Source organism: Streptomyces sp. NBC_00271, from assembly GCF_036178845.1.
Taxonomy (GTDB): domain Bacteria; phylum Actinomycetota; class Actinomycetes; order Streptomycetales; family Streptomycetaceae; genus Streptomyces.
Window position 1 is genome coordinate 1,946,878 of record NZ_CP108070.1, and the last position, 20,890, is coordinate 1,967,767.

Sequence of the window (20,890 nt, forward strand, 5' to 3'; positions counted from 1 at the left end):
GGCCTGTAAACTGGCCCCATGGGACGCCCACCAGGTTTCGACAGGACCAAGGTCATGCAGGCCGTCGAGCGGCAGTTCCGCCGTACCGGATATGCCGGCACGAGCGTGGACGACATCGCCAAGGCAGGCGGGCTGGGCCGCGGCAGCCTGTACGCCGCCTTCGGCGACAAGAGCAAGCTGTACCTGCAGACGCTGGCGGCCTACTGCGACCGCAACGAAACCGCCTGGGCGGCCGTACTCGAAGGCCCCGACGAGACCGCACTGGAACGGCTGCGGGCCTATCTCGTGAAGTCGGCGCGGATCGTCCACGACGACCCCGACCGGCTCGGCTGCATGGTGACCGGCTTCGTCGTCGAGGGCGTCGACCACGATCCGCAGGCCAACGAACGAGTCCGACAGGCCCTCAGGAGAATCGAGGGCTCACTGACCGAGTGCGTTCAGGCTGCACAGCGCCGTGGCGACCTCGAACCCGAGGCGGACGCCTCCGAAATCAGCCAACTGCTCATGGCCGTCAACCGCGGCATGGAAGTGATGGCCAAGGCCGGGCTCGACGCAGCCACGCTGGAGCGCGTTGCCGATCAAACGTTCGAAGGACTCCCGCTCACGGCACAGGCCCGGTCCCATCAGGCGCCCCGCCCAGTCGTCTCAGACGCTTCCTGAGCGCTCAGGCGCGACAGCAACGCCATCACGTCCGCTGCCCGCTGCCCGCTCCCGCTCATGGTCACGAGGGTTCCAGGTCAGCGCCTTGCCCAAGGTTTTCCTGCACTGCTACCGAGGGCCGCGGTGCACCTGGAACCCGGTGCGTGAGTATCCACCGTCAGGCGATCACCTCGCACGGGCACGACGATCTACCGGCGGCGGTTGCGCGGTCAGGTCTGCGCCGGCTCCGACTTGTGGCGGAACAGAGTCCGGTACTCCTGGGGGGAGGAGCCGAGATGCCGGTGGAAGGCGGCCCGCAGGGAAGCGGGAGCACCGAAGCCGGTGAGGCGGCCGACCTGCTCGACGGGCACGGCGCTCGCCTCCAGCAGTTCCCGTGCTCGGTCGATACGCGCGTCGGTCAACCAGGCCATCGGCGTAGTGCCGGTCTCCTCGCGGAAGCGGCGAATGAAGGTCCGCCGGGACATATGGGCGTGTTCTGCGAGGTCGTCGACAGTGAGGGGGGCCGCGAGGTTGTCGAGCATCCACTCCCGCAGGGGAGCGAGCTCGTCTCCGTCGGCTTCGGGGCGGAACCGCTCGATGAACTGTGCCTGACCTCCCTGTCGCCGTGGCGGCGCGACGAGGTCCCGTGCGCGCGTGTTCGCCGCCGCCGCGCCCAGGTCGGTGCGGATCAGGTGCAGGCACAGATCGATCCCTGCCGTCACGCCGGCGGACGTGAGGATGTCGCCGTCGTCTACGTAGAGCTGGTTCGGCAGGACATCGACGTGCGGGTAGCGCCGTCGCAGTTGCTCGGCCTGCCGCCAGTGCGTGGTGGCGGGGCGCCCGTCGAGCAGTCCGGCCGCGGCGAGGGCGAAGACCCCGGTACAGATGGAGACGAGCCTGGCGCCCCGGGCGTGAGCCGCCCGCAGCGCCGTCAGGAATCCGGCTGACGGGGTCGCGTCGATGTCGTCGTAACCCGGGATGATCACGGTGTCGGCGTCCTCCAGCGCTGCGAGGCCGGCTGCGACAGTGATCGCGAAGCCGGACCCGGGCACGGGTCCGGGTCCGTTTTCGGCGCACACGGTCAGCTCGTAGTGCGGATCCGTCGAGAAGATCTGCGTCGCGGCGCCGAACTCAAGGGCGAGCACACCCGGCAGCACGAGCACCGCGACATGATGCCTGTTCGTCATAGTGGCACGACAGTAGCGCTGGTTGGCATCCGTGCCACTTTTGGCGCGAGGTCGGCTCTCGTAGCGTCAAGTCATGACCAACACTCCTCCTACCCTCTCGAACAGGCTGCACGACGGCGTACTCGCTCTCCCTTCCGGGCCGCTGGTCGAGGCGAGCCTCGCCGCCGCCCGCGCCGCGGTGCATCCGTCCGTGCTGAACCACAGCATTCGCGGCTTCTACTGGGCCCGCCTGTTCGCCGCCCACAGGGGAGTTCTGAACGACGCGGACTACAACGAGGAGCTCCTCTTCGCCGCCAACGTGATGCACGACCTGGGAACGGGCCCGGACGCACCGGGCCGACTCCGGTTCGAGATGGAAGGCGCCGATCTCGCCGCCGCCGTGCTGACCGGTCTCGGAGCCCCCGCCGGAGACGTCGACAAGGTCTGGGAAGCCATCGCGCTTCACACCACTCCGCAGATCCCCGAACGCATGGGGCTGCTGACCTACCTGACCTACGAAGCCATCTGGATCGACTTCGGCAAGAACGCCGACCTCGTGGCCGGGGAACAGGAGCGCATCCATGCCGCGTATCCGCGGCTGGAGATGGTCCGCAATCTGACCGAAGAAGTCCTCGCCCACGGTGCCCGCTCCGAGACGGCCGCGCCTCCCTACGCGATCGCCTACCACCTTGCGCAGGAGCGGGCAGCCCACGGCGTCACCTCCATGGAGCGTGGCGTGGTCAGCGGACCGTGGGGTGAGTAGCGAAGCTTTCGCTGTACGAGCCCGAGGCATATGTGCAGCCCGAACCAGGCACCGTTCTTCACGGAACCGATGGCCGGTGGCTCTACGTTTTCGACATCGTGGGCGGCCTGCCGTCCAAGTGAGAGGGATCCAGCCGGTCGTCCCATTCCATATTTGAAACTTTCCTGGCTTCCCAAGAAATCCGGGGAGTCAACCATGAGAAGCGGAGTCAAGCAGTGTCGAATTTTGCAGAGTTCACGTTCCGAGCACAGCCGGGTTACAACGAAGCAGCGGCTCGGGAGATCGTCACCAGATCGATTCCCGTCAGGACGATCGCCATGTACTGCTTCGACCCCCGGGCGGCCGGGGCCGCACAAGCGGTGGCCGATCACTTCGGCGACGAGATCTACCCCGGCGAACTTCTCCTCGACGAGACCGGCAGAAAGATAGGCTTCACGCGACGGTGTTCCCCCTGATCGTCGGCGGTGGGCGCGCGGCGGACGCTCTTCGCTCGATCACGGTCTCCCAGCACCTCTTCGGAGTCGAGCGAGTTGTCGTCGTACACCACTCCTTCTGCGGCGCCACCACCTTCACGGCGGAGGGAATCACCGCTGCGTGGAATCAGGAGCAGCACACCGACATCTCGTCGTTGTACGACTGGGACGGCATCGCCATCGCCGACTTAGAAAAGTCACTCAACTACGACGTGAGCCTGATCCGCAACAGCCCGGGCACCCCCAAGCACGTTGAGATTTACGGCCTTTTCTACGACATCGATTCCGGTGAGCTGACCGAGCTCGTTCGCGACGTTCCCACCGAGACCGAGGCCGCGTAATAATCCGTGCGTAGGTGCGGCGGAAGGGTAAAGCTCGTGGACGTCCGCCGCACCCGCGCTCGGTTTCATTTCTGGAGCCGGACGCTCGGTCGGTGTCCTGTCTCAAGGGACTTTGATCGGTCTCACCGAAGTTTGACGACCATCCTGTTCGTCTTATCGAAGCTTGATCACTGCTAGGGGCGTCTCGTAGATCAGGCCGCGTACCCTCGGCTGCGTGCCTCGCCATTCGAAGAAGCCCCGCCGGCTGGTCGCCAACGGGCGCGTGTACATGTGGACGATGCGCCACAGCCACCGACGGGACGCCGACGGCCGGTCCGTGGACTGCCGCCAAACCCTGACTCTGTCCCCGCAACCGGTTGGCACCGGCGGCCCGCTGCGCATTGTCTTTGCCGCGGGTCCCGGCCGATACGTCCCAGGCGGCGCCCCCTTCGGCTCCGGGGACGTGGGCTTCATCCGGGGTGCAGAGCTGAACCTGCACGAGCCGGGCGCCGTCCGGGCTTTGCTCGACGTGGCGTTGGCCGGTGGGTGGCAGCCAGGGGAGCCGCGAGCGGTGGAGGTCGACGGCTGGCTCCTGCTGGAGCCGGCGGCCGCCGCGCGAGCCGAGGACACCAGCCCCGAGGGCCCGTAGGAGGTGGCTCCTCTTCGCCTGACTTCATTGATCCTGAGACGAGCCCACCACCGCGCGGCGATCAGACTTCGGTGAGACTGGTCAAACTCCGTTGAGACGCGACAGTCGGGTACGGACACTCAGGGCGTGGCGGCCGGTACGTCGACCGATATTGCGAAGTTGGCCAAGGCGAAGTACCCGGTGGCGGCCACGCACTTCGCCGCCGCTGTGCTCGGGTCGGACTGCCGCTGCGCTTCGTGGAGCGAGAGCAGTCCGGACAGCACGGCCATATCGGTTGCCTCGTCAAGGATCTGATCCACGGTCACCTCGCCTGTGCCCGCCAGTTCCCGCGCCCGTTTGATGGCCTGCGCCGGATCGTCCAGCAGTTCGGTGAGGAAGTCGGCACCGACGTCTGCCAGCGCGCCGGCCGCACACTGCATTAGGGGCTGACTGGGGATCATGCGCGGTGGTTGTGGGGCCTTTGTGTCCTCATATCAGAGGCCGGCGAACAGCCCGAGGTTCACGGAGACGTCGGTCCGTGTGGGCCGGGCCTCGGCGACCGGCCGGTACACCTCACCGGCGGCTTGTGCGCAGTCGCCGATCAGTTCGGTGAGGGTAGCGAGCAGCCTGCGTGCCGACGACGGCGTGCGAGCGGCTCCGCGTGGTTCTGTGCGGACACCCCGCCCATGCCTCGTTCGGACAGCGGATCCATGGTCAGTACCTCTTCGATGAGTAGGGGCATGAAAGCTCCCGGCTACGCGAACGCTGCGTTTGCCCGCCCGTCCTGCGGAAGGGCCGACTGTCGTGCACTCGTCGAGGTCATCCGGCCCGGGGCCGAGCGGGTGATGTACGCCGACGAGCTGCTGACGGTCGGGCGGTGATGGGCGCAGCTGTCCCCACCGGCGCCCGCAACGGGCGCGTCGGGTGTGGTCATTGCTTCGTCTACCAGCGAGGGCGGACGCGGCCAGCGCGGCGGTGATGTCGAGTGCCGCTCGCTTGTAGCGGGCGGCCACGTCCGCGACAGGCACTCACGAGGAATCGATGGGAGGTTGGATCAGCGGAGTCTCAGTGCCTTCATGACACGTAGGCTCACGCTGATGAAAGCTGCGTACTGCTGATCGTCCATGCCCATCGGCGGGGCCAGCGGAAGTATCCGCTGCGTGGCGACGGTCTGCGCCTCCGTGCAGTTGAGGATGCCTTCGAGGCCGCGCCGACGACCGAGTCCGGAGTCCTTCATGCCGCCCATCGGAGACCGGACGCTGCCATGGGCAGATGTGTAGCCCTCGTTGACGTTCACGGTGCCGCTCTGCAGACGGGCCGCGATGCGTTCACCGCGCCGTATGTCCTTCGTCCACACACTGGAGTTGAGGCCGTACGGCGTGGCGTTCACTCGCTCGACCGCCTCGTCTTCGTCGGTGAAGCGGTACACCGATACGACCGGTCCGAAGGTTTCCTCCGCATGGACGGCCATCGTGGGCTCCACGCCGTCCAGGATGGTGGGCTCATAGAAAAAGGGGCCGACATCAGGGCGCGGCCTTCCCCCGGTGAGGACTGTGGCCCCCTCGGCGACGGCTTGGTCGACGTGCCGGGATACCGCTTCCAGTTGGCGCCGGCCATCCAGCGAACCCATTCCGACCCCGTAGCTCAGCGATGTGCCGAGGGTGAGCGCTCTGGTGCGTCTGACGAATCGCTCCAAGAACGCGGCGGCGACCGACGAGTGGACGAAGATCCGCTCGGCCGACAGGCACAACTGGTCGGCCGAGGAGAAGCACGTGCGAACCGCGCCCTCGACCGCCTTGTCCAGGTCCGCGTCGGCCAACACGAGCAGGGCGTTCTTGCCGCCCAGTTCGAGTGACGCGCCGACCAGACGGGCCGCCGCACGGGTTGCGACATCCCGGCCGGTGCGAACAGAGCCGGTGAACGCGACGTAGTCGGCCTGATCCACGACGGCGGGCCCGACGACCCGGCCGTCGCCGATGACAATCTGCCAGACGTCGGCGGCAGCCCGGCCTGGATGAGCTGCCTGCGCGCCCACAGCGGCGTCAGGGTGCTCTGCGTATCCGGTTTCGTCACGACGGCGTTGCCGGCGACGAGAGCGGGCAGCGCGTCCCCCAGGGAGAGTTCAAGGGGGTAGTTCCAGGGGACGATCTGCCCGACCACGCCTCGCGGGTGGCGCCACTCGGTGACTTTCGTGAGCACCGGAAACGCGCCGAGGTGTCGCCGCGGCCGGAGGTACGCGGGGGCCTTGCGTCCGTAGTGCCGGGCCACCACGGCGACTCCCTGCACTTCCTCGTGTGCGTGCAGGCGAGCCTTTCCTGTCTCCACCTGGATCAGGTCCATCGCCTCGGCTTGTTTGTCCAGGAGGATGTCGTGAAATCGGAGAAGAACTGCCGCACGCCTTCGAACCGAAAGCGAGGCCCATTCCCGCTGGGCCTCCCGGGCCCTGCTGAACGCCACCTCTACATCGTGGGGTGTCGACGCGGGCAGCTCCGCGACAATCTCGCCCGTCATGGGGGTACAACTCACGGTACGGCCGCTGCCCTGGACCCCTCGCGTGAGTCGAAACACCAGGTCAGAGGTCACTACGTCGGTCACCGTCCGGCCGCTTTGTGCTGCAACAGGGTTGCCGTCACCGGTAGCGATGTTGTTAATTTCTGATTCGACACCCATCGACGCATATCCCAATCACTAGACATAAATCAAAGGACGACATTCTCTCGGAACTGCGTCGTGGCCTGAAGTGCCGTTCCATCCCGCGCAACAGATCAGCCAGCACGGGAAAATTCCGGAAGCGTGCTTCGCGTCGTTGGGCAGCAGAACGGCGAAGAGAAGGGCGCCGGCAGAGGCGATGGCACATCCGACCGCGGCGATGGTGCCGGCCGGAAGGCGGAATCGGCATTGGATGGCATCACCGAGAGTGACGGCCGGCACGAAGCCCGCAGGGCCGGGGAGGCCGGCACATCCGGTCTCGTTGGCCGAGCAGTGCCATGCGAAGACATGCGCCTCTTCCGTTCTGCGGGATGCACGGAATGCCGTGAGCAAAGGACACCAGGGGTTCTGGACCGCCCTGTCAGGAACGGTAGGAAGTTGTGGACCGGAATGTCAAGAATGCTTGTGGGGCCTGTACGCTGGTCTCATGGGACGCCCACCAGGTTTCGACAAGGACGAGGTCGTACACGCCGTGGAACGGCAGTTCCGCCGCACCGGATACGCCGGTACCAGTGTTGACGACATCGCCAAGGCCGGCGGGCTGGGCCGCGGCAGCCTCTACGCCGCCTTCGGCGACAAGAGCAAGCTGTACCTGCGGACGCTGGAGGCGTACTGCGACCGCACCGAGGCCGCCTGGGAGGCCGTACTCGAAGGCCCGGATGACACCGCCCTGGAACGGCTGCACGCCTATCTCGTGAAGTCAGCGCGATGTGTGCACGATGACCCCGACCGGCTCGGCTGCATGGTGACCGGCTTCGCCGTCGAGGGAGTCGACCATGATCCACAGGCCGGTGCACGCGTCAGCCAGGCCCTCGGGAGGATCGAGGGTTCGCTGACCGGGTGCGTTCAGGCTGCGCAGCGCCATGGCGACCTCGATCCCGAGGCGGACGCCCGAGGAATCAGTCACCTGCTCATGGCGGTCAACCGGGGCATGGAAGTAATGGCCAGGGCCGGGTTCGACGTGGTCGCGCTGGAGCGCGTTGCCGATCAGGCATTCGAAGGACTCCCGCTGACGACACGGGCCCGGTCCCATCGGGCGCCCCGCCCAGTCGTCTCCGACGCTTGCTGAGCGCCGCTTGCTCGAGGGTCCGCACTCCGCAGTGCGGTCAGCGTTCTGCGGCGAATGACTCGATGTAGGCCAGGGCCCCGTACAGCGCGTCACGCAGGGGTGTGGACTCGCCGACCGCCTGGTCCAGCAGTGCTCCGCCCTGGAACGCGGCGGCGAGCAGGTGGGCGAGCGCGGCCGGGTCGGCCTCCGGCCGCAGTTCGCCGCGCTCGCGCATCTTGCTCAGACCGCGCTTGAACAGCTCCTGCCACCGCTCGAAGCCGTGGGCCACCGCGTCCCGGTGGGAGGGCTCGGCCTTGACGACCTCGGCGGCCAGGGAGCCGAACGTGCACCCGCCGCGCAGCATGTCCTGCGAGGCGATGTAGGAGTCGGCCCACCGGCGCAGGGCGGCGAAGCTGTCCAGCTCGCCCAGCTCGGGTGCCTGGTGGCGGGCGACGATGTTGTCGGCCTGCCAGGCGAGCACCGCGCGCACCAGGGACTCCTTGGTGGGGAAGTGGCGCGTCAGCTGCGAGCCGCTGACTCCGGCGGCCTCCCGGATCTGCTCGTTGTTGGTGTTCTGCGCGCCGTGTTCGTAGATCAGCTCGGCGGCCGCCTTGACGATGCGTTCGCGCGTGGCCAGGCCCTTGGCGGTCAGCTTCTGGCCCGGCGCTTCGCTGGTGATGGTCATGGTGAGCATCGTACCGCAAAAAGGGGCTTGACAACCCATTCTCCGGGGTGTCTCCTGGAGGCAGGTCAAAAAGGGCTGCCAAGCCCATTCCTCTGGGGAGGCGGACAGGATGTCCACACAGGCTGCACCGCAGGCGGTCGCGACGCCACCGCACACCGGCCCGGCCCCGGCCGTCACCGAGGCGGGTCACCCGCGCCGCTGGAGCATCATGGCGGTGCTGGGTGCCGTCGCCTTCATGGCGCAGCTCGACTTCTTCGTCGTCAACGTCGCCCTCGACGGGATCGGGCAGTCGTTCCCGGGCACGGGAGTCGCGAGCGTGTCGTGGGTTCTGTCGGCCTACGCGATCGTCTTCGCCGCCGTGCTCGTGCCCGCGGGCCGGATCGCGGACCACTGGGGGCGCAAGAAGATGCTGCTGTCCGGAGTGGCACTCTTCACCCTGACCTCCGCCGTCGCGGCTGCCGCGCCGAGTCTCGGCGTGCTGGTCGGTGCCCGGGCTCTCCAGGCCGTCGGCGCGGCGATGATCGTGCCGACCTCGCTCGGCCTGCTCTACCCGAGCTTCCCCAAGCGCCGGCACACCCTGGTGGTCGGCCTGTGGGCGGGCGTGGGCGCGATCGCAGCCTCGGCGGGCCCGCCCGTCGGCGGTCTGCTCGTCACCCTCGACTGGCGGTGGATCTTCCTGATCAACGTCCCCGTCGGGATCGCCACCCTCGTCGCCGGCGCGCTGCTGCTGCCCGAGGTGCGTCAGCCCAAGGGTGCCGCTGTGCCAGACGCGGCTTCCGCCCTCGCACTGCTGCTGGCCGTGAGCCTGCTGGTGCTCGCCACCGTCGAGGGACCGGGGTGGGGCTGGACGGACATCCGCACCGTGGCCCTGTTCGCGGTCGCGGCCCTGGCCGCTGCCGCGACCGTCGAGCGCACCCTCCGCGCCAAGGCGCCGGTGATCGAGAAGCAGTTGTTCGCGGGCAGGCCGTTCACCGCCGCCACCGTGGCCTTGTTCCTGTTCTCCGCCGGCTTCGCCATCGTCCTGCTCAGCACCGCCCTGTTCATGCAGGAGGTCTGGCACTTCAGCCCGCTGCGCGCCGGCGTCTCCATCGCCCCGGCCCCCCTGGCCTCGATCGCCTTCGCCATGAACGCCGGCCCCATCCAGAGCCGCTTCGGACGCACCGCCCCCGCCGTGACCGGCACGCTGGCCATGGCACTCGCCGCCGGCTACTGGATCACGAACGTGCACACCACCCCCGACTACTGGGGCGGCATGCTCCCGGGCCTGATCCTGGTCGGCCTGGCCGGCGGTCTGACCCAAGCGCCGCTGTTCGCCGCCGCAGGCACCCTCGCACCCGAACGCGCCACCACCGGCAGCGCCGTACTCAACATGAGCCGGCAGATCGGCAGCGCCGTGGGCGTGGCCCTGCTCGTCGCCCTCACCCCCCAGACCACGACCGCCGGGTTCGACCATGCCTGGTCCGTCCAAGCCGGCGCCGGAATCGCCGCGGCCACCGCGCTGCTCGCCCTCCGGCCCCGCCACACACCCTGACCACACGCCCTGACCACAGGGCCGCGGCCACTCGGGTCAGGCCCGCCACCACAGCCTCCTGCTCCTGCTGGACGGGCATCGCACCGTCTCTCACCCCTCGCGAGCGACACCCGCTCGAAGCACTGACGCTGGAGTTCCCACCAGCTCCCTCTCGAACAACGGAGATCACCATCATGGAACGCAACCTCCTCGTGATCGGGGCCACCGGCAAGACCGGCGGCCACACCACGGAACTCCTGCTCCAGCGCGGACACCGCGTCCGCGCACTCGTCCGCGGCCTCGACGGGCGCGCCGAGCGGCTCGCCGCCCTCGGAGCGGACGTCGTGGAAGGCGACGTCCTCGACCTGGACTCCCTGGCCCGGGCGAGCCAGGGGATCGACGCCCTGTACTTCACCTATCCGATCAGCCCCGGCCTGATGGACGCGACCGCGAACGTGGCCCAGGCGGCGGAGGAGAACGGGGTCCAGGCGATCGTGAACATGTCGCAGGTCTCCGCCCGGCGCAACACCGCCAGCAACGCGGCACGCCAGCACTGGGTCGCCGAACGCGTCCTGGACCACTCTCCGGTCCCCGTCACCCACATCCGCCCGACCTTCTTCGCCCAGTGGCTGATCGACACCTGGGCCGACGGAACCGGCGAACTGCGCCTGCCGTTCGCCGACGGACGCCACGCCCCCATCGCGGAAAGCGACCAGGCGAAGGTGATCGCGGCCGTCCTGGAAGATCCCGCCCCGCACGCCGGCCAGATCTACCCGCTGTACGGAGCCGAGGAGCTCAACCACTACGAGATCGCCGAGAAGATGTCGCGGGCGCTGGACCGTGAAGTCACCTACGTGCCCATCGAACTCGACGAATTCGCCGCCATCCTGCAGGGGCGCGGCGCGCCTGACCACCTGATCCAACACCTGCTCGCCGTGGCCGTCGACTACCGCAACGGCGTCTTCGCCGGCACCAACGACCTCGTGAAGACGATCGGCGACAGCGACCCCCTCGACGTCGAGGGCTTCATCGCCCAAAACCGCGCGGCCTTCGACCTGCCCACTGCCTGAACACCGGAGAAAAGCAATGAGCGTTTGGTTCATCACTGGATCATCCCGGGGCTTCGGCCTGGAGATCACCCGTGCCGCCCTCGCCGCCGGCCATCAGGTGGTCGCGACCGCGCGGAAGACCGAAACCGTCCGCGAGCAGTTTCCCGACGCCGGCGACGCGCTGCTCACCGTGCCGCTGGACGTGACCGACCCCCAGAGCATCCAGGCGGCCGTCGACGCGGCGGTCGAGCGGTTCGACCGGATCGACGTCCTGGTCAACAACGCCGGCACCGGACTGCTCGCCGCCGTCGAAGAGTCCGACGACGCCGCGGTCCGCGCGGTGTACGAGACCAACGTGTTCGGCCCGCTCGCCGTCCAACGCGCCGTACTGCCGGTACTGCGGCGCCAGCACTCCGGCCACGTGATCAACATCAGCTCCATCGTGGGCTTCGCCACCGCGCCGGGCTGGGGCATCTACGCCTCCACGAAGTTCGCCGTCGAAGGCTTCACCGAGACTCTCCACACCGAACTGGCCCCCCTCGGCATCCACGTGACGCTCGTGGAACCGGGCTTCTTCCGCACCGACTTCCTCGACCCCACCAGCCTGCACACCGGCCCCGACACGATCGACGACTACGCACCCACCGTCGGCGCGATGCGTGCAGCCGCCGCGAGCCTGAACCACGCCCAGCCCGGCGACCCGGTCAAGGCCGCGCACGCCATAGTCGAGATGGCCGCCGCTCCTGAGCCGCCCCTGCGCCTCCCCCTCGGAGCCGACACCCTGCAAGCCTTCGGCGCCAAACTGGACACGTTCCGCAAGGAGATGGACGCCTGGCGGCACGTCGCCCTCGCCACCGATCACGACTAGGAAAACACCCCTGAGTCCGCCGTCTTCACCGGAAGGACGTTCCCGTGACCGCACAGCAGCCGTCCCCACAGCAACCGTCCGCCGCAGCACGCCATTACCGGCAAGGCGACCTGCGCCGGAAGATCGACGAAGCGCTCGACCGCCTCCACCCGGGGCATACGACGCTCACCACCGACGACCTTCATGGCGTGGACGAGTTCCACATCGGCGGCCATGCGGCGACGCGAGAACTGGCCGAACACCTGGAACTGAGCGCGGGCCTGCGTGTCCTCGACGTGGGAAGCGGCCTGGGCGGCCCGGCCCGCCATCTGGCCCAGCACGCAGGCGCCGATGTCACCGGCGTGGACCTGACCGAGGAGTACGTCGACGTCGCGCGCCGGCTCACCGACCGCGTGGGCCTCGCCGACCGGGTCCGCTTCCAGCAGGGGGACGTGACCGCACTGCCCTTTCCCCAGGCGAGCTTCGACCGGGCCTGGATGCTGCACGTGGGCATGAACATCGAGGACAAGGCCCGCCTGTTCACCGAGATCAGCCGCGTCCTGACCGACAACGGCCTCTTCATCGTGTACGACGTCATGCTCCTCGGCGATCCCACCCTCGTCAGCTACCCACTGCCATGGGCCTCGGAGCCCGAACACAGCTTCCTGGCCCGCCCCCAGGAGTACCGCTCGCTGCTGCGCAAGGCCGGGTTCGACATCGTCGCCGAGCACGATCACCGCTCGCAAGCCGTCCAGGCGCTTCGTGACGCGGGCGACGCGCACCACCGGAACAGCACGCCGCACAACCCTGCGGGCGGAGACACGCCTCCTGCCCCGATCAGCGTGGCGATGGGCACCGACGCATCGACCAAGCTCGCAAAGGTGCTCCAGAACATGGAGGATGGTCTCCTTGCTCCGACCGAGATGATCTGCCGTCTCCGCTGATCTCACGAAGACCGCACCTGGATCGGTGTCTACCGCACCATCGTCCGTTCGCCGTTGAGCCGTCTCCGGCCCAAGGGCGAACGGATCCGCTCAGTGCACGGAACGGTCCTGTGCCGGCTGTCCCACCAACGAGTGCCCACGCCGCAGGCAGTGACAGGGTGCCGTGCGGTACCTGGACTGGCAGCTCGATGACCCGGCCGGCCTGGTCGTCGAGGCCGCCCTGCCGATCCACGACGCTGTAGAGGCGCATCCATCGCTGGTCCGTCCGTACAGGGCGTGGAGGGCCGGTTTGCGGACGCCAGGGAACGCGGCGGCGGCCCGCTCGGTGCCTTCCCAGAGTTTCCCGCCCGGCCGCCCGCGGGGACGGATGCCAGGCGCAGCCGACACACGCCATGCACGGGGTGCCCGGCGGTCATGCGCCGGGAGTCGGCGTCGTCAGGGGGGCGAGTACATCAGGAGCCGTCCGGAGGAGTCTCTGGGGAGACATCCCGGAAAGGTCGTGTGGTGCGGGTGGCGTGGCCTACGTACGTGAAGGTCTTGTCGACCCGTCCCCGATCAACTCCCCCTGGGGTTAGGTTGTTTGCTCTTGAATAGCGCGGCTCTCCGGGGAGGAGCTTTATGTTCGGTGACGCTTTGGGTCAGGACGCCGCCGTGCTGAGATGGCGGGTCGACATCACCAAGGCGCACCCGGCACGCGTCTACGACCTGTTTCTCGGGGGCACGGACAACTACCCGGTCGACCGGGCAGCGGCCGCCGCGGCGCTCGCCGCCAACCCGCGGGGTTACCTCGACATCCGGCACAACCGGGACTTCTTGCGCCGGGCGGTGACCACGCTGACGGCGCAGGACGGCATCCGGCAGTTCCTGGACGTCGGCACGGGGCTGCCGACGCAGGAGAACGTCCATCAGATCGCCCAGCGGATCAGCCCGGACTCGCGGGTCGTGTACGTCGACAACGACCCGGTGGTCCTGGCCCAGGTGTACACCCTGCTCACCAACGGCTCCGAGGGCCGTACGGACTACATCGACGCGGACCTCAAGCAGCCTGCTCGGATCCTCGAACAGGCTGCCAAGACCCTGGACTTCGACCAGCCGGTCGCGCTCGTGCTCGCGGCCGTCCTGCACTTCGTCGAGGACGAGGAGGCCTACCGGGCCGTGCGTGAGCTGGTGGACGCGTTGCCGTCGGGCAGCCGGCTCGTCCTCAGTCATCTCACCGAGGACGTCAACCCCGAGGCCATCGGCGCGGTGCGACGGACGTACACCGAGCGCGGTTTCACCTTCGTGCTGCGATCGAAGCGGGACGTCGAGCGGTTCTTCACGGAGGTCGGGCTCGTACTGGAGGAGCCGAGTGTCGTCCCGGTCCACCGCTGGCGCCCCGACGGCGCGGCCCCCTCCCCCGAACAGGCCGACCCCGCCCACCTCGCGACCCTCGATGCCATCGAGATGATCCGCTTCCATGACATCAACGACGTCACGGAAGCGGACATCAACATCTACGCGGCGACGGGTCGCAAGGCATGATCAAGGTTTTGGTCAGGCCTCGATCAGGGTTCGGTCAGAGGCGCTCGGGCGTCCCGATGCCCAGTTGGGCCATGCCCTGGTGCAGGGTGCGGGCCAACTCACGCTCGGCCGAGGCCAGTTCCAGCCCCGGGTGAGCGGCCGGGCGGACCTTGCCCGCCTTGCGCAGGATCGACTGGATCGGCTGGATACGGGCGTACGCGTACTTGAGGGAGCGGAGGGCTGTCCAGCATCCCAGTCGCGTCGACCGCAGAGGTGCCACGGCTCCGCCGGGTGTGCCGTCTCCAGAGTCCAGCATGCTCCGCTCAGACGCGAAATTCGGTGTGGCCCTGGACGGGTGACGGTGTACCGGACAATGAATCAGATTCCGGTACACCACCATTGCCGTCTATTCGGTGCGGTCAGTATTCCGCTGCGCCTCCGGGAGAATCATCAGCCGTCGTACCAGCCGTACTGAGTGATGGTGCCGTGACCGCTGCAGCTGCCCCCGAAGTCCCAGAAACCGGGCCCCTGCAGCGGGCCGTGGATGTCCGTGCCATCACTGCAGTGCGTCCATGCCCCGGTGCGGCCGTAATCGACGGTGACCGTTGCGCGCCAGGAAACCCCATTAAAGGAGTACGTGTTGAAGCCGTGGTTCGGGACATGCATGGGGCTTACTTTGCCCGACTGCCAGACGACGTGGTGCGTCACGCCCGCCGCTGTCGAGTGGGGCGTCGCCGCCTCGGCTGCACCACCCATGGCGACGGTGCCGGCGATGGTCGCGGCTCCAAAGAACAGGCTGATCGCTTTTCTGTGCACGGGTCAGTTCCCCCTATCGCAAGTTTGGTCATGTGCACGCTATTGAGATTTCCTGAAGCAAGTCAACTGCACCAACGAGTTGAAATAAGCCAAAGGGGGCGGAGAGAAATGGAACTCGTTTCCTCATTTCGTCCAGACATCATTTACGCTGGTGGGCAAGGTGTTCCCACGGACAAGGTTCGTGAGAACGGAACCTGGTGGCTTCGTCAGCGGTTCGTAACGACGTGAGTTCCGACCGGGACCGCCCTGCACTCGGGTGCGGCGGTCGTGGTCGCAGCCGGCCGCGGCGAGTCGCGAGGAGGCCGGCCCGGAAGCGTGCGGGGGCACCCAACTGGGCCATCACACGCTGAATGCGCCTTTGCGTGGTGCGCTCGCTCCGGCCCTGGCCCCGGGCGATGGCGGCGTCGGTGTGCCCGGCGGCGGCAGCGTGAGCAGGTGGCGGGTCGCCACGTCGGGTCCGTCGGCCGCAGGTTCCTCCGCGGTACCGGCGGGGCGGCGCCTGGCCCGTCACGGACACCGGAACGGCGCGCTCCCACTCCACCTCGATGCTCGGACCCGCGCCTGTTCGCCGGACCGGACGCTGGGCAGGATGTCGTCGCTCGGGCGGTCGACGTACGGGGGCCGGTCGAAGACCCGTACTTCGCGGCGCGCCTCGGCGGTCAGCCGCCGTACCGCAGCGATGACGTCGGTGCGGTCGGTGAGCAGTTCGACCGGCATGTCGGGGTGGCTGATCCGGGATGCCTCGCGGTGAGCGTCCATCAACATCGGGGGCCACCGCGGTGAACCGGGGCGGCCGCCCGGTCGCTCGCGTCGCCAGGCCGTTGTTGACCAGCCGGCCGCTGCCGGGTGTTCCGGCGTCGACGATGATCGGTTGCCTGCCCAGCAGCAGATGGGCATTGACGGCGTGCCGACCGAACACGGGAATGGCAACGCCCTCCGTGCCCAGGCCGCCCGACGCGGTCAGCCGAAGAACGGGTCGTCCACGACGTGAACCCAGCCGCCGCCCGGCTGGCGTCGGAGGATCTCGGTGGTGGTGGTGACCACCGGCTCCGGTCCGACCCCGGTGAGGGTGGCGGTGTTCGACACCAGGGCGACGTCGTCGACCTGTCGGATCTCGCGCATTTCGAGCTTGAGGCGGGCACCGCTGTCGACCATCTGCCGCATGGCTTGGCGGATGGCGTCCGTGCCCACCAGGTGGGTTCCGGGAGTGGGGACGAAGTGGGCGTTCGGCTCGTAGAGCGACACCAGACCCTCGACGTCACCGGCCTCCAGGTACTCCATGTACATGGCCCCCAACTCCTGGGGTGTCTGGGCACGGCGCCGGGCGGTGACGCCGACCGGCTTGTCGCCCCAGCCGGCCGCGTCGATCAGGTCGTACCAGTTGGGATAGGCGCCGTAGGGCAGGTGGCGACGCAGCAGGTCGCCGATGAAGGTCGTCGGGGACGCCTTGTGGGGCTTGGCCACGGCCTGGGTGATGATGAGGTCGCTGAACCCGTGCGCCAGGTCCTGACGCGGCAGCAGGGCGTGCACTTCGTCGGCGAGGCCGGCCGGAAGGCTCTCACGCTGGATTCCGAGGATGTCGGTGGCGATACCCGCCTGGGCCAGCGCCACCTCCGTGCCCTTCCGCGACGCGATGCCGTCCGAGGTGTGCAGAGCGATGGCGTCCCAGGCGACGGCGATACGCGCTTCCTCGACACCACGCTCGCGGAGAAATGCCGCGGCGAGGTCGGCGCCGTCGAACTCGAAACGCTGGTCGCTGTTGCTGCCCTCCTCGCTCAGTCCCATGTCGTGCAGGACGCAAGCGGCGAACAGCAGCTCGTCGTCGTAGTCGGTACCGGCGCGCAGACCCTGGTTCTGGGCATGGGCGCGGGCGAAGACGTAGCTGCGGACGCAGTGATCGTGAATGAACGCAGGCGTGGCCTGTGCCGCAAAGGCGAATGTGTCCCGGGTGAGGCTCGTGTCGGGGAGGTCGAGCTGCTCGAAGACGGACAGGTGTGCGTCGGTGGTCATGATGTGTCCTTAAGAATGTTGGGCGGTCCGGGAGGACCGGGTGTGGCTGATGATGTGTTTGCTGTTGATGGCTCCAGGAGAATGGCCGCCCGGTCCTCCGGGATGCTCCGACCACTGATTGAGAACTGCGGTCATCGCTGGTTAAGGACCTGTCGGCGGAGTGTTCCCCGGGCCACGGAAGTGCTGGTCACGGTGGAACGGAGCGACGGGCTTGAGCACGCCTCACGCGCGGATATGGGTCGGCATTGACGCCGGCAAGGGGCATCACTGGGCGGTGGCGTGAACGCCGACGGTGAGACGCTGTTCTCGACGAAGGTGATCAACGACGAGGCCCAGATCCTTACGCTGATCGACACGGCCCGGGAGAAGGCCGACGAGGTGGCGTGGGCGGTGGACATCTCCGGCCGGGCCTCCGCCCTGCTGTTGGCCTTGCTCATCGCGCACGGGCAGCGGGTCGTCTACGTGCCCGGCCGCACCGTCAACCGGATGACCGGCGCCTACCGCGGTGAGGGCAAGACTGATGCCAAAGACGCCCTGGTCATCGCCGACCAGGCCCGCATGCGCCGGGACTTCGCTCCGATTGAGACTCCTCCAGAACTGGTCTCCGCGCTCCAGTTGCTCACCGGTTACCGGCGCGACCTGATCGCCGACCGGGTCCGGCTGATCAACCGGCTGCGTGACCTGCTGGTCGGCATCTGCCCCGCGCTGGAGCGGGCCTTCGACTACTCCGCGGCCAAGGGCCCGGTGGTCATGCTGACGGAGTATCAGACCCCGGCTGCTCTGCACCGGACCGGCGCCAAGCGGTTGACCACCTGGCTGGAACGCCGCAAGGTCCGCGGCGCCGACGCCGTTGCGGTCAAGGCCGTCGAGGCTGCCCAGTCCCAGAGCACTGCCCTGCCCGGGGAGGCCCGGGCGGCCAAGCTGGTGCGCGACCTGGCCCACCAGCTCCTGGCCCTGGACGAGCGGATCAAGGACAACGACCGGGAGATCCGCGAGACCTTCCGCGCCGACGACCGCGCTGAGATCATCGAGTCCATGCCCGGCATGGGCCCGATCCTGGGTGCCGAGTTCGTTGCCATCGTCGGTGACCTGTCCGGCTACCGCGACGCCGGGCGCCTGGCCTCGCACGCCGGCCTGGCGCCGGTGCCCCGCGACTCCGGCCGCCGCACCGGCAACTATCACCGGCCCAAACGCTACAACCGGCGCCTGCGTTGGCTGTTCTACATGTCCGCGCAGTCCGCCATGATGCGACCCGGCCCCTCCCGGGACTACTACCTCAAGAAGCGCGCCGAAGGACTGTTGCATATCCAGGCCCTGCTCGCGCTCGCCCGGCGCCGGGTCGACGTTCTGTGGGCGTTGCTGCGTGACAAGAGACTGTTCACCTCCGCCCCGCCGGTCACGCAGGCGGCTTGACACGATCATTGAGATTCTCCTTCTTTTGGGCCCCGGTCCGGGGCGGATCGGCACGGTGGCCGGGCGGCGCGCTCACGCGTGCCGGGTATGGGGGGTGCGGCTGTACGGCAGGTGGCGTGGCAGCCGGTCGCCCCACGGGGGGGATGTGCGGCTGGAGTGCTGCGCTTACAGCTGGGCGACGAACGCGCCGATGTGCGCGGCCACTTGGTCGGGCACCTCAAGGGGCGAGAGGTGGCCGGTGTCCTTCAGGACGGTCAGCGTGGCGGTCGGGATCAGCGGCAGCAGGTGGTCGGCGAGCACGGTCGGCGGGTCGACCTTGTCGTGGCTGCCCGCGAGAACCAGCACCGGCACCTCGATGGCTGAGATGTCGGCCGACACGTCCTGGACCAGGCCCTGGCGCGGCCACTCGAGACGGGCCTCGTCGCCACCGCGCAGACTGTCCTCGACCACCTGCCGGCGCAGCTCGGGAGTCAGCCCGCCGCGGGTCAGCATCAGGTCGATGCTCTGAAGAACCGCCTCCTCGTTGTCGTAGGCGTGGGAAACCGTCTCCTGCACCTGCTCGGTCACCCCGACCGGCGCGGGCGGCGCGGGTGCCACGAGGACGGCTCCCCGCAGCCCGGCGGGCTTGCGTGCGGCCAGTATCTGAGCCACCTTGCCGCCCATGGAATGCCCGACCAGCACATAGCGGGAGTATCCGAGCGCGTCGACGACCCGCTGCGCGTCGTCCGCGAGCTGCTCCAGGTCATAGGGTCCCGGCACGCTCGTGGAGTCGCCCCATCCACGCTGGTCGTAGGCCACGAAGCCCTGCCCGGAATCCAGACGCTGCAGCACCGGGATCCAGGTGCGCCGTGAGCCTCCCCAGTAGTGCAGGAAGATCAGCGCCGGGCCGTCACCCTCGCGGACGTGGGCGTACACCTGGCCGCCCCGCACGTCGAAGAAGCGGCCCACCACATTCTGCGAAGTCATCGCCGGCTCCTCATCCACGGCCGGGGCTCTGGGACCGCTCCACCGGTGTGTGGAGTCGGCTGCCCCGCGCTCGCTCTTCGATCCTGCTCCGGAACCACCCTTCCAGGCCACGGCTCATCTGCAGCATGCGCATCTTTTGGGCCAGAACGTTGCGGGTGGGCCCGTGCTTTCCGGTCACACGATCAGTGACTTGATCAGGGGATTTACCCAGGGAACATCTCTGGGTCAGGGCACGGCGGCTCCCTGGCCTTCCCCGCGATATTGGCGGCGGACGTAATATTGCGGCCATGAACAAGCATCGGGTCATGGTTCTGGCGGTCGACGGCGTGCTGCCCATGGATCTGGGGATCCCCACGCAGATCTTCAACGCCCGTCCGAACACCCCCTACGAGCTCACCGTGTGCGGCGACACCGAGGAGGCCGTGACCACGAGCGCAGGTTTCACCCTCGGGCTCACCGCGGGTCTCGAGGCGCTCGCCGAAGCGGACACGATCATCGTCCCGGGCTTCGAGGACTTCCGGCGCCCTCCGCGCCCACGGGTCAGGGCCGCTCTCAAGCTCGCCGGCCGCGCCGGGATACGCATCGCTTCCATCTGCACCGGCGCCTTCGCCGTCGCCTCGGCCGGACTGCTCGACGGCCGCACCGTCACCACCCACTGGGCCAAGGCGGATGACCTCGAAGAGCTCTACCCCCGGCTGCGCGTCGACCGCAACGTCCTCTACATCGACAACGACACCATCCTGACCTCCGCGGGCTTCACGGCCGGCATCGACCTGTGTCTGCACCTGGTCCGCAAAGACCTCGGCGCAGCCGTCGCGAACGACATCGCCAGGGACATCGTCGCCGCCCCCCACCGCGACGGCGGACAAGCCCAATACATCAACAGGACCCTCCCCACCCCCCAGGCCACCACGCTCGCCGACACTCGTGAATGGGCCCTGCTCCACCTCGAAGAAGAGCTCACCATCCCCCACCTCGCCGACCATGCCGGCGTCTCCCCACGCACCCTGACCCGCCTGTGGCGCCAGGAAACCGGCGTCAGCCCCCACCAATGGCTCCTGACCGCCCGCATCAACCGCGCGCGAGAACTCCTGGAGGCCACCGACCTCCAGGTGGAGCAGATCGCCGTCCGGTGCGGCCTCGGCAGCGGCGCCAACATGCGCGCCCGATTCCGTGACACCGTCGGCAATACCCCCACGGCCTATCGCCGCACCTTCCAGCACCAGGCCGCCTGACGGCGAAGGCCGGACTGCGCGACCACAGAGTCCGTCGACCCAGGCGCGCGGCCCGCTCGCCAGGCGTGCAGTTGCGCCGTCACGCCTCGGCTTGCTGTGCCGTGGGGTGGATGATGGCGACGTCGCTGTGGGCTTTCAGGTCTGCACGCAGGGATGCGTTCTCCGTGGT

21 protein-coding genes and 2 pseudogenes are annotated in these 20,890 nt (G+C 68.3%); 14 read left to right on the forward strand and 9 right to left on the reverse strand.

Annotated features, from left to right (window positions below):
* Positions 1 to 18: 18 nt before the first annotated feature.
* Positions 19 to 660: a TetR/AcrR family transcriptional regulator gene (locus tag OG798_RS09315; RefSeq protein ID WP_328756781.1), complete on the forward strand. Its 642-nt coding sequence runs from the start codon at positions 19 to 21 to the stop codon at positions 658 to 660.
* A gap of 209 nt (positions 661 to 869) precedes the next feature.
* On the opposite strand, the gene OG798_RS09320 is transcribed toward OG798_RS09315, so the two are convergent.
* Entirely contained in the window at positions 870 to 1,826 is a 957-nt protein-coding gene (locus OG798_RS09320) for a GlxA family transcriptional regulator (RefSeq protein WP_328756782.1), read from the reverse strand.
* A 73-nt stretch (positions 1,827 to 1,899) separates the two neighbouring features.
* Between OG798_RS09320 and OG798_RS09325 the strand changes: the two genes are divergently transcribed.
* The 4 genes from OG798_RS09325 (at position 1,900) to OG798_RS09340 (ending at position 4,010) form a co-directional block, all read left to right on the forward strand.
* A complete protein-coding gene (locus OG798_RS09325; RefSeq protein WP_328756783.1) occupies positions 1,900 to 2,568 on the forward strand; it encodes an HD domain-containing protein in 669 nt (222 codons plus the stop codon).
* 215 nt (positions 2,569 to 2,783) lie between these two features.
* The gene (locus tag OG798_RS09330; RefSeq protein ID WP_328756784.1) at positions 2,784 to 3,023 is read left to right on the forward strand and encodes a hypothetical protein; all 240 of its coding nucleotides are present in this window, start codon (positions 2,784 to 2,786) and stop codon (positions 3,021 to 3,023) included.
* A complete protein-coding gene (locus OG798_RS09335) occupies positions 3,011 to 3,382 on the forward strand; it encodes a hypothetical protein (protein ID WP_328756785.1) in 372 nt (123 codons plus the stop codon). The genes OG798_RS09330 and OG798_RS09335 overlap by 13 nt, the downstream gene beginning before the upstream one ends.
* A gap of 214 nt (positions 3,383 to 3,596) precedes the next feature.
* The gene (locus tag OG798_RS09340; RefSeq protein ID WP_328756786.1) at positions 3,597 to 4,010 is read left to right on the forward strand and encodes a hypothetical protein; all 414 of its coding nucleotides are present in this window, start codon (positions 3,597 to 3,599) and stop codon (positions 4,008 to 4,010) included.
* Between the two features lie 119 nt (positions 4,011 to 4,129).
* Here OG798_RS09340 and OG798_RS09345 read toward each other — a convergent pair whose 3' ends face one another.
* Positions 4,130 to 4,450 (reverse strand): hypothetical protein, encoded by a 321-nt coding sequence (locus tag OG798_RS09345; protein ID WP_147474225.1) that lies wholly within the window; start codon positions 4,448 to 4,450, stop codon positions 4,130 to 4,132.
* A gap of 279 nt (positions 4,451 to 4,729) precedes the next feature.
* On the opposite strand from OG798_RS09345, the gene OG798_RS09350 reads away from it, so the two are divergent.
* Entirely contained in the window at positions 4,730 to 4,870 is a 141-nt protein-coding gene (locus OG798_RS09350; RefSeq protein ID WP_328756787.1) for a hypothetical protein, read from the forward strand.
* A 173-nt stretch (positions 4,871 to 5,043) separates the two neighbouring features.
* Here OG798_RS09350 and OG798_RS09355 read toward each other — a convergent pair.
* Positions 5,044 to 6,659: pseudogene (locus OG798_RS09355) on the reverse strand (succinic semialdehyde dehydrogenase).
* A 466-nt stretch (positions 6,660 to 7,125) separates the two neighbouring features.
* On the opposite strand from OG798_RS09355, the gene OG798_RS09360 reads away from it, so the two are divergent.
* Positions 7,126 to 7,767, forward strand: coding sequence for a TetR/AcrR family transcriptional regulator (locus OG798_RS09360; protein ID WP_328756788.1), 642 nt, complete (start codon positions 7,126 to 7,128; stop codon positions 7,765 to 7,767).
* Between the two features lie 37 nt (positions 7,768 to 7,804).
* Here OG798_RS09360 and OG798_RS09365 read toward each other — a convergent pair whose 3' ends face one another.
* Entirely contained in the window at positions 7,805 to 8,431 is a 627-nt protein-coding gene (locus OG798_RS09365) for a TetR/AcrR family transcriptional regulator (RefSeq protein ID WP_328756789.1), read from the reverse strand.
* 109 nt (positions 8,432 to 8,540) lie between these two features.
* Here OG798_RS09365 and OG798_RS09370 point away from each other — a divergent pair, with 109 nt between their 5' ends.
* From OG798_RS09370 to OG798_RS09390, 5 genes are all read left to right on the forward strand, one after another.
* Entirely contained in the window at positions 8,541 to 9,962 is a 1,422-nt protein-coding gene (locus tag OG798_RS09370) for an MFS transporter (RefSeq protein ID WP_328756790.1), read from the forward strand.
* A 173-nt stretch (positions 9,963 to 10,135) separates the two neighbouring features.
* Positions 10,136 to 11,011 carry an NmrA family NAD(P)-binding protein gene (locus tag OG798_RS09375; RefSeq protein WP_328756791.1) on the forward strand — a complete coding sequence of 292 codons (876 nt, stop codon included), beginning with the start codon at positions 10,136 to 10,138 and terminating at the stop codon, positions 11,009 to 11,011.
* 16 nt (positions 11,012 to 11,027) lie between these two features.
* Entirely contained in the window at positions 11,028 to 11,858 is an 831-nt protein-coding gene (locus OG798_RS09380; protein WP_328756792.1) for an oxidoreductase, read from the forward strand.
* Between the two features lie 44 nt (positions 11,859 to 11,902).
* Positions 11,903 to 12,781, forward strand: coding sequence for an SAM-dependent methyltransferase (locus OG798_RS09385; protein WP_328756793.1), 879 nt, complete (start codon positions 11,903 to 11,905; stop codon positions 12,779 to 12,781).
* A 618-nt stretch (positions 12,782 to 13,399) separates the two neighbouring features.
* A complete protein-coding gene (locus OG798_RS09390; protein ID WP_328756794.1) occupies positions 13,400 to 14,302 on the forward strand; it encodes an SAM-dependent methyltransferase in 903 nt (300 codons plus the stop codon).
* A 34-nt stretch (positions 14,303 to 14,336) separates the two neighbouring features.
* Here OG798_RS09390 and OG798_RS09395 read toward each other — a convergent pair whose 3' ends face one another.
* The 4 genes from OG798_RS09395 to OG798_RS09410 all read right to left on the reverse strand — a co-directional run bounded on the left by OG798_RS09395 (position 14,337) and on the right by OG798_RS09410 (position 17,107).
* The gene (locus OG798_RS09395) at positions 14,337 to 14,597 is read right to left on the reverse strand and encodes a hypothetical protein (RefSeq protein WP_328760227.1); all 261 of its coding nucleotides are present in this window, start codon (positions 14,595 to 14,597) and stop codon (positions 14,337 to 14,339) included.
* Between the two features lie 134 nt (positions 14,598 to 14,731).
* Entirely contained in the window at positions 14,732 to 15,097 is a 366-nt protein-coding gene (locus tag OG798_RS09400; protein WP_121417081.1) for a hypothetical protein, read from the reverse strand.
* 507 nt (positions 15,098 to 15,604) lie between these two features.
* Positions 15,605 to 15,862, reverse strand: a complete 258-nt coding sequence (locus OG798_RS09405) for a hypothetical protein (protein WP_267060947.1) — start codon at positions 15,860 to 15,862, stop codon at positions 15,605 to 15,607.
* A 195-nt stretch (positions 15,863 to 16,057) separates the two neighbouring features.
* The gene (locus OG798_RS09410) at positions 16,058 to 17,107 is read right to left on the reverse strand and encodes a nuclear transport factor 2 family protein (RefSeq protein ID WP_267060948.1); all 1,050 of its coding nucleotides are present in this window, start codon (positions 17,105 to 17,107) and stop codon (positions 16,058 to 16,060) included.
* Between the two features lie 211 nt (positions 17,108 to 17,318).
* On the opposite strand from OG798_RS09410, the pseudogene OG798_RS09415 reads away from it, so the two are divergent.
* Positions 17,319 to 18,520, forward strand: a pseudogene (locus OG798_RS09415) (IS110 family transposase).
* 165 nt (positions 18,521 to 18,685) lie between these two features.
* On the opposite strand, the gene OG798_RS09420 reads toward OG798_RS09415, so the two are convergent.
* Positions 18,686 to 19,486 carry an alpha/beta fold hydrolase gene (locus OG798_RS09420; RefSeq protein WP_328756795.1) on the reverse strand — a complete coding sequence of 267 codons (801 nt, stop codon included), beginning with the start codon at positions 19,484 to 19,486 and terminating at the stop codon, positions 18,686 to 18,688.
* A gap of 287 nt (positions 19,487 to 19,773) precedes the next feature.
* On the opposite strand from OG798_RS09420, the gene OG798_RS09425 reads away from it, so the two are divergent.
* Positions 19,774 to 20,721 carry a GlxA family transcriptional regulator gene (locus tag OG798_RS09425; RefSeq protein WP_095856328.1) on the forward strand — a complete coding sequence of 316 codons (948 nt, stop codon included), beginning with the start codon at positions 19,774 to 19,776 and terminating at the stop codon, positions 20,719 to 20,721.
* Positions 20,722 to 20,890: the final 169 nt, after the last annotated feature.

Excerpts from the sequence above, each read along its gene's own strand:
- OG798_RS09320 (WP_328756782.1), bottom strand. The coding sequence starts at position 1,826 with ATGACGAACAGGCATCATGTCGCGGTGCTCGTGCTGCCGGGTGTGCTC.
- OG798_RS09425 (WP_095856328.1), top strand. The coding sequence starts at position 19,774 with ATGAACAAGCATCGGGTCATGGTTCTGGCGGTCGACGGCGTGCTGCCC.
- OG798_RS09345 (WP_147474225.1), bottom strand. The coding sequence starts at position 4,450 with ATGATCCCCAGTCAGCCCCTAATGCAGTGTGCGGCCGGCGCGCTGGCA.
- OG798_RS09350 (WP_328756787.1), top strand. The coding sequence starts at position 4,730 with ATGAAAGCTCCCGGCTACGCGAACGCTGCGTTTGCCCGCCCGTCCTGC.
- OG798_RS09395 (WP_328760227.1), bottom strand. The coding sequence starts at position 14,597 with ATGCTGGACTCTGGAGACGGCACACCCGGCGGAGCCGTGGCACCTCTG.
- OG798_RS09360 (WP_328756788.1), top strand. The coding sequence starts at position 7,126 with ATGGGACGCCCACCAGGTTTCGACAAGGACGAGGTCGTACACGCCGTG.
- OG798_RS09375 (WP_328756791.1), top strand. The coding sequence starts at position 10,136 with ATGGAACGCAACCTCCTCGTGATCGGGGCCACCGGCAAGACCGGCGGC.
- OG798_RS09380 (WP_328756792.1), top strand. The coding sequence starts at position 11,028 with ATGAGCGTTTGGTTCATCACTGGATCATCCCGGGGCTTCGGCCTGGAG.
- OG798_RS09410 (WP_267060948.1), bottom strand. The coding sequence starts at position 17,107 with ATGACCACCGACGCACACCTGTCCGTCTTCGAGCAGCTCGACCTCCCC.
- OG798_RS09405 (WP_267060947.1), bottom strand. The coding sequence starts at position 15,862 with ATGTTGATGGACGCTCACCGCGAGGCATCCCGGATCAGCCACCCCGAC.
- OG798_RS09365 (WP_328756789.1), bottom strand. The coding sequence starts at position 8,431 with ATGACCATCACCAGCGAAGCGCCGGGCCAGAAGCTGACCGCCAAGGGC.
- OG798_RS09370 (WP_328756790.1), top strand. The coding sequence starts at position 8,541 with ATGTCCACACAGGCTGCACCGCAGGCGGTCGCGACGCCACCGCACACC.
- OG798_RS09315 (WP_328756781.1), top strand. The coding sequence starts at position 19 with ATGGGACGCCCACCAGGTTTCGACAGGACCAAGGTCATGCAGGCCGTC.
- OG798_RS09420 (WP_328756795.1), bottom strand. The coding sequence starts at position 19,486 with ATGACTTCGCAGAATGTGGTGGGCCGCTTCTTCGACGTGCGGGGCGGC.
- OG798_RS09325 (WP_328756783.1), top strand. The coding sequence starts at position 1,900 with ATGACCAACACTCCTCCTACCCTCTCGAACAGGCTGCACGACGGCGTA.
- OG798_RS09390 (WP_328756794.1), top strand. The coding sequence starts at position 13,400 with ATGTTCGGTGACGCTTTGGGTCAGGACGCCGCCGTGCTGAGATGGCGG.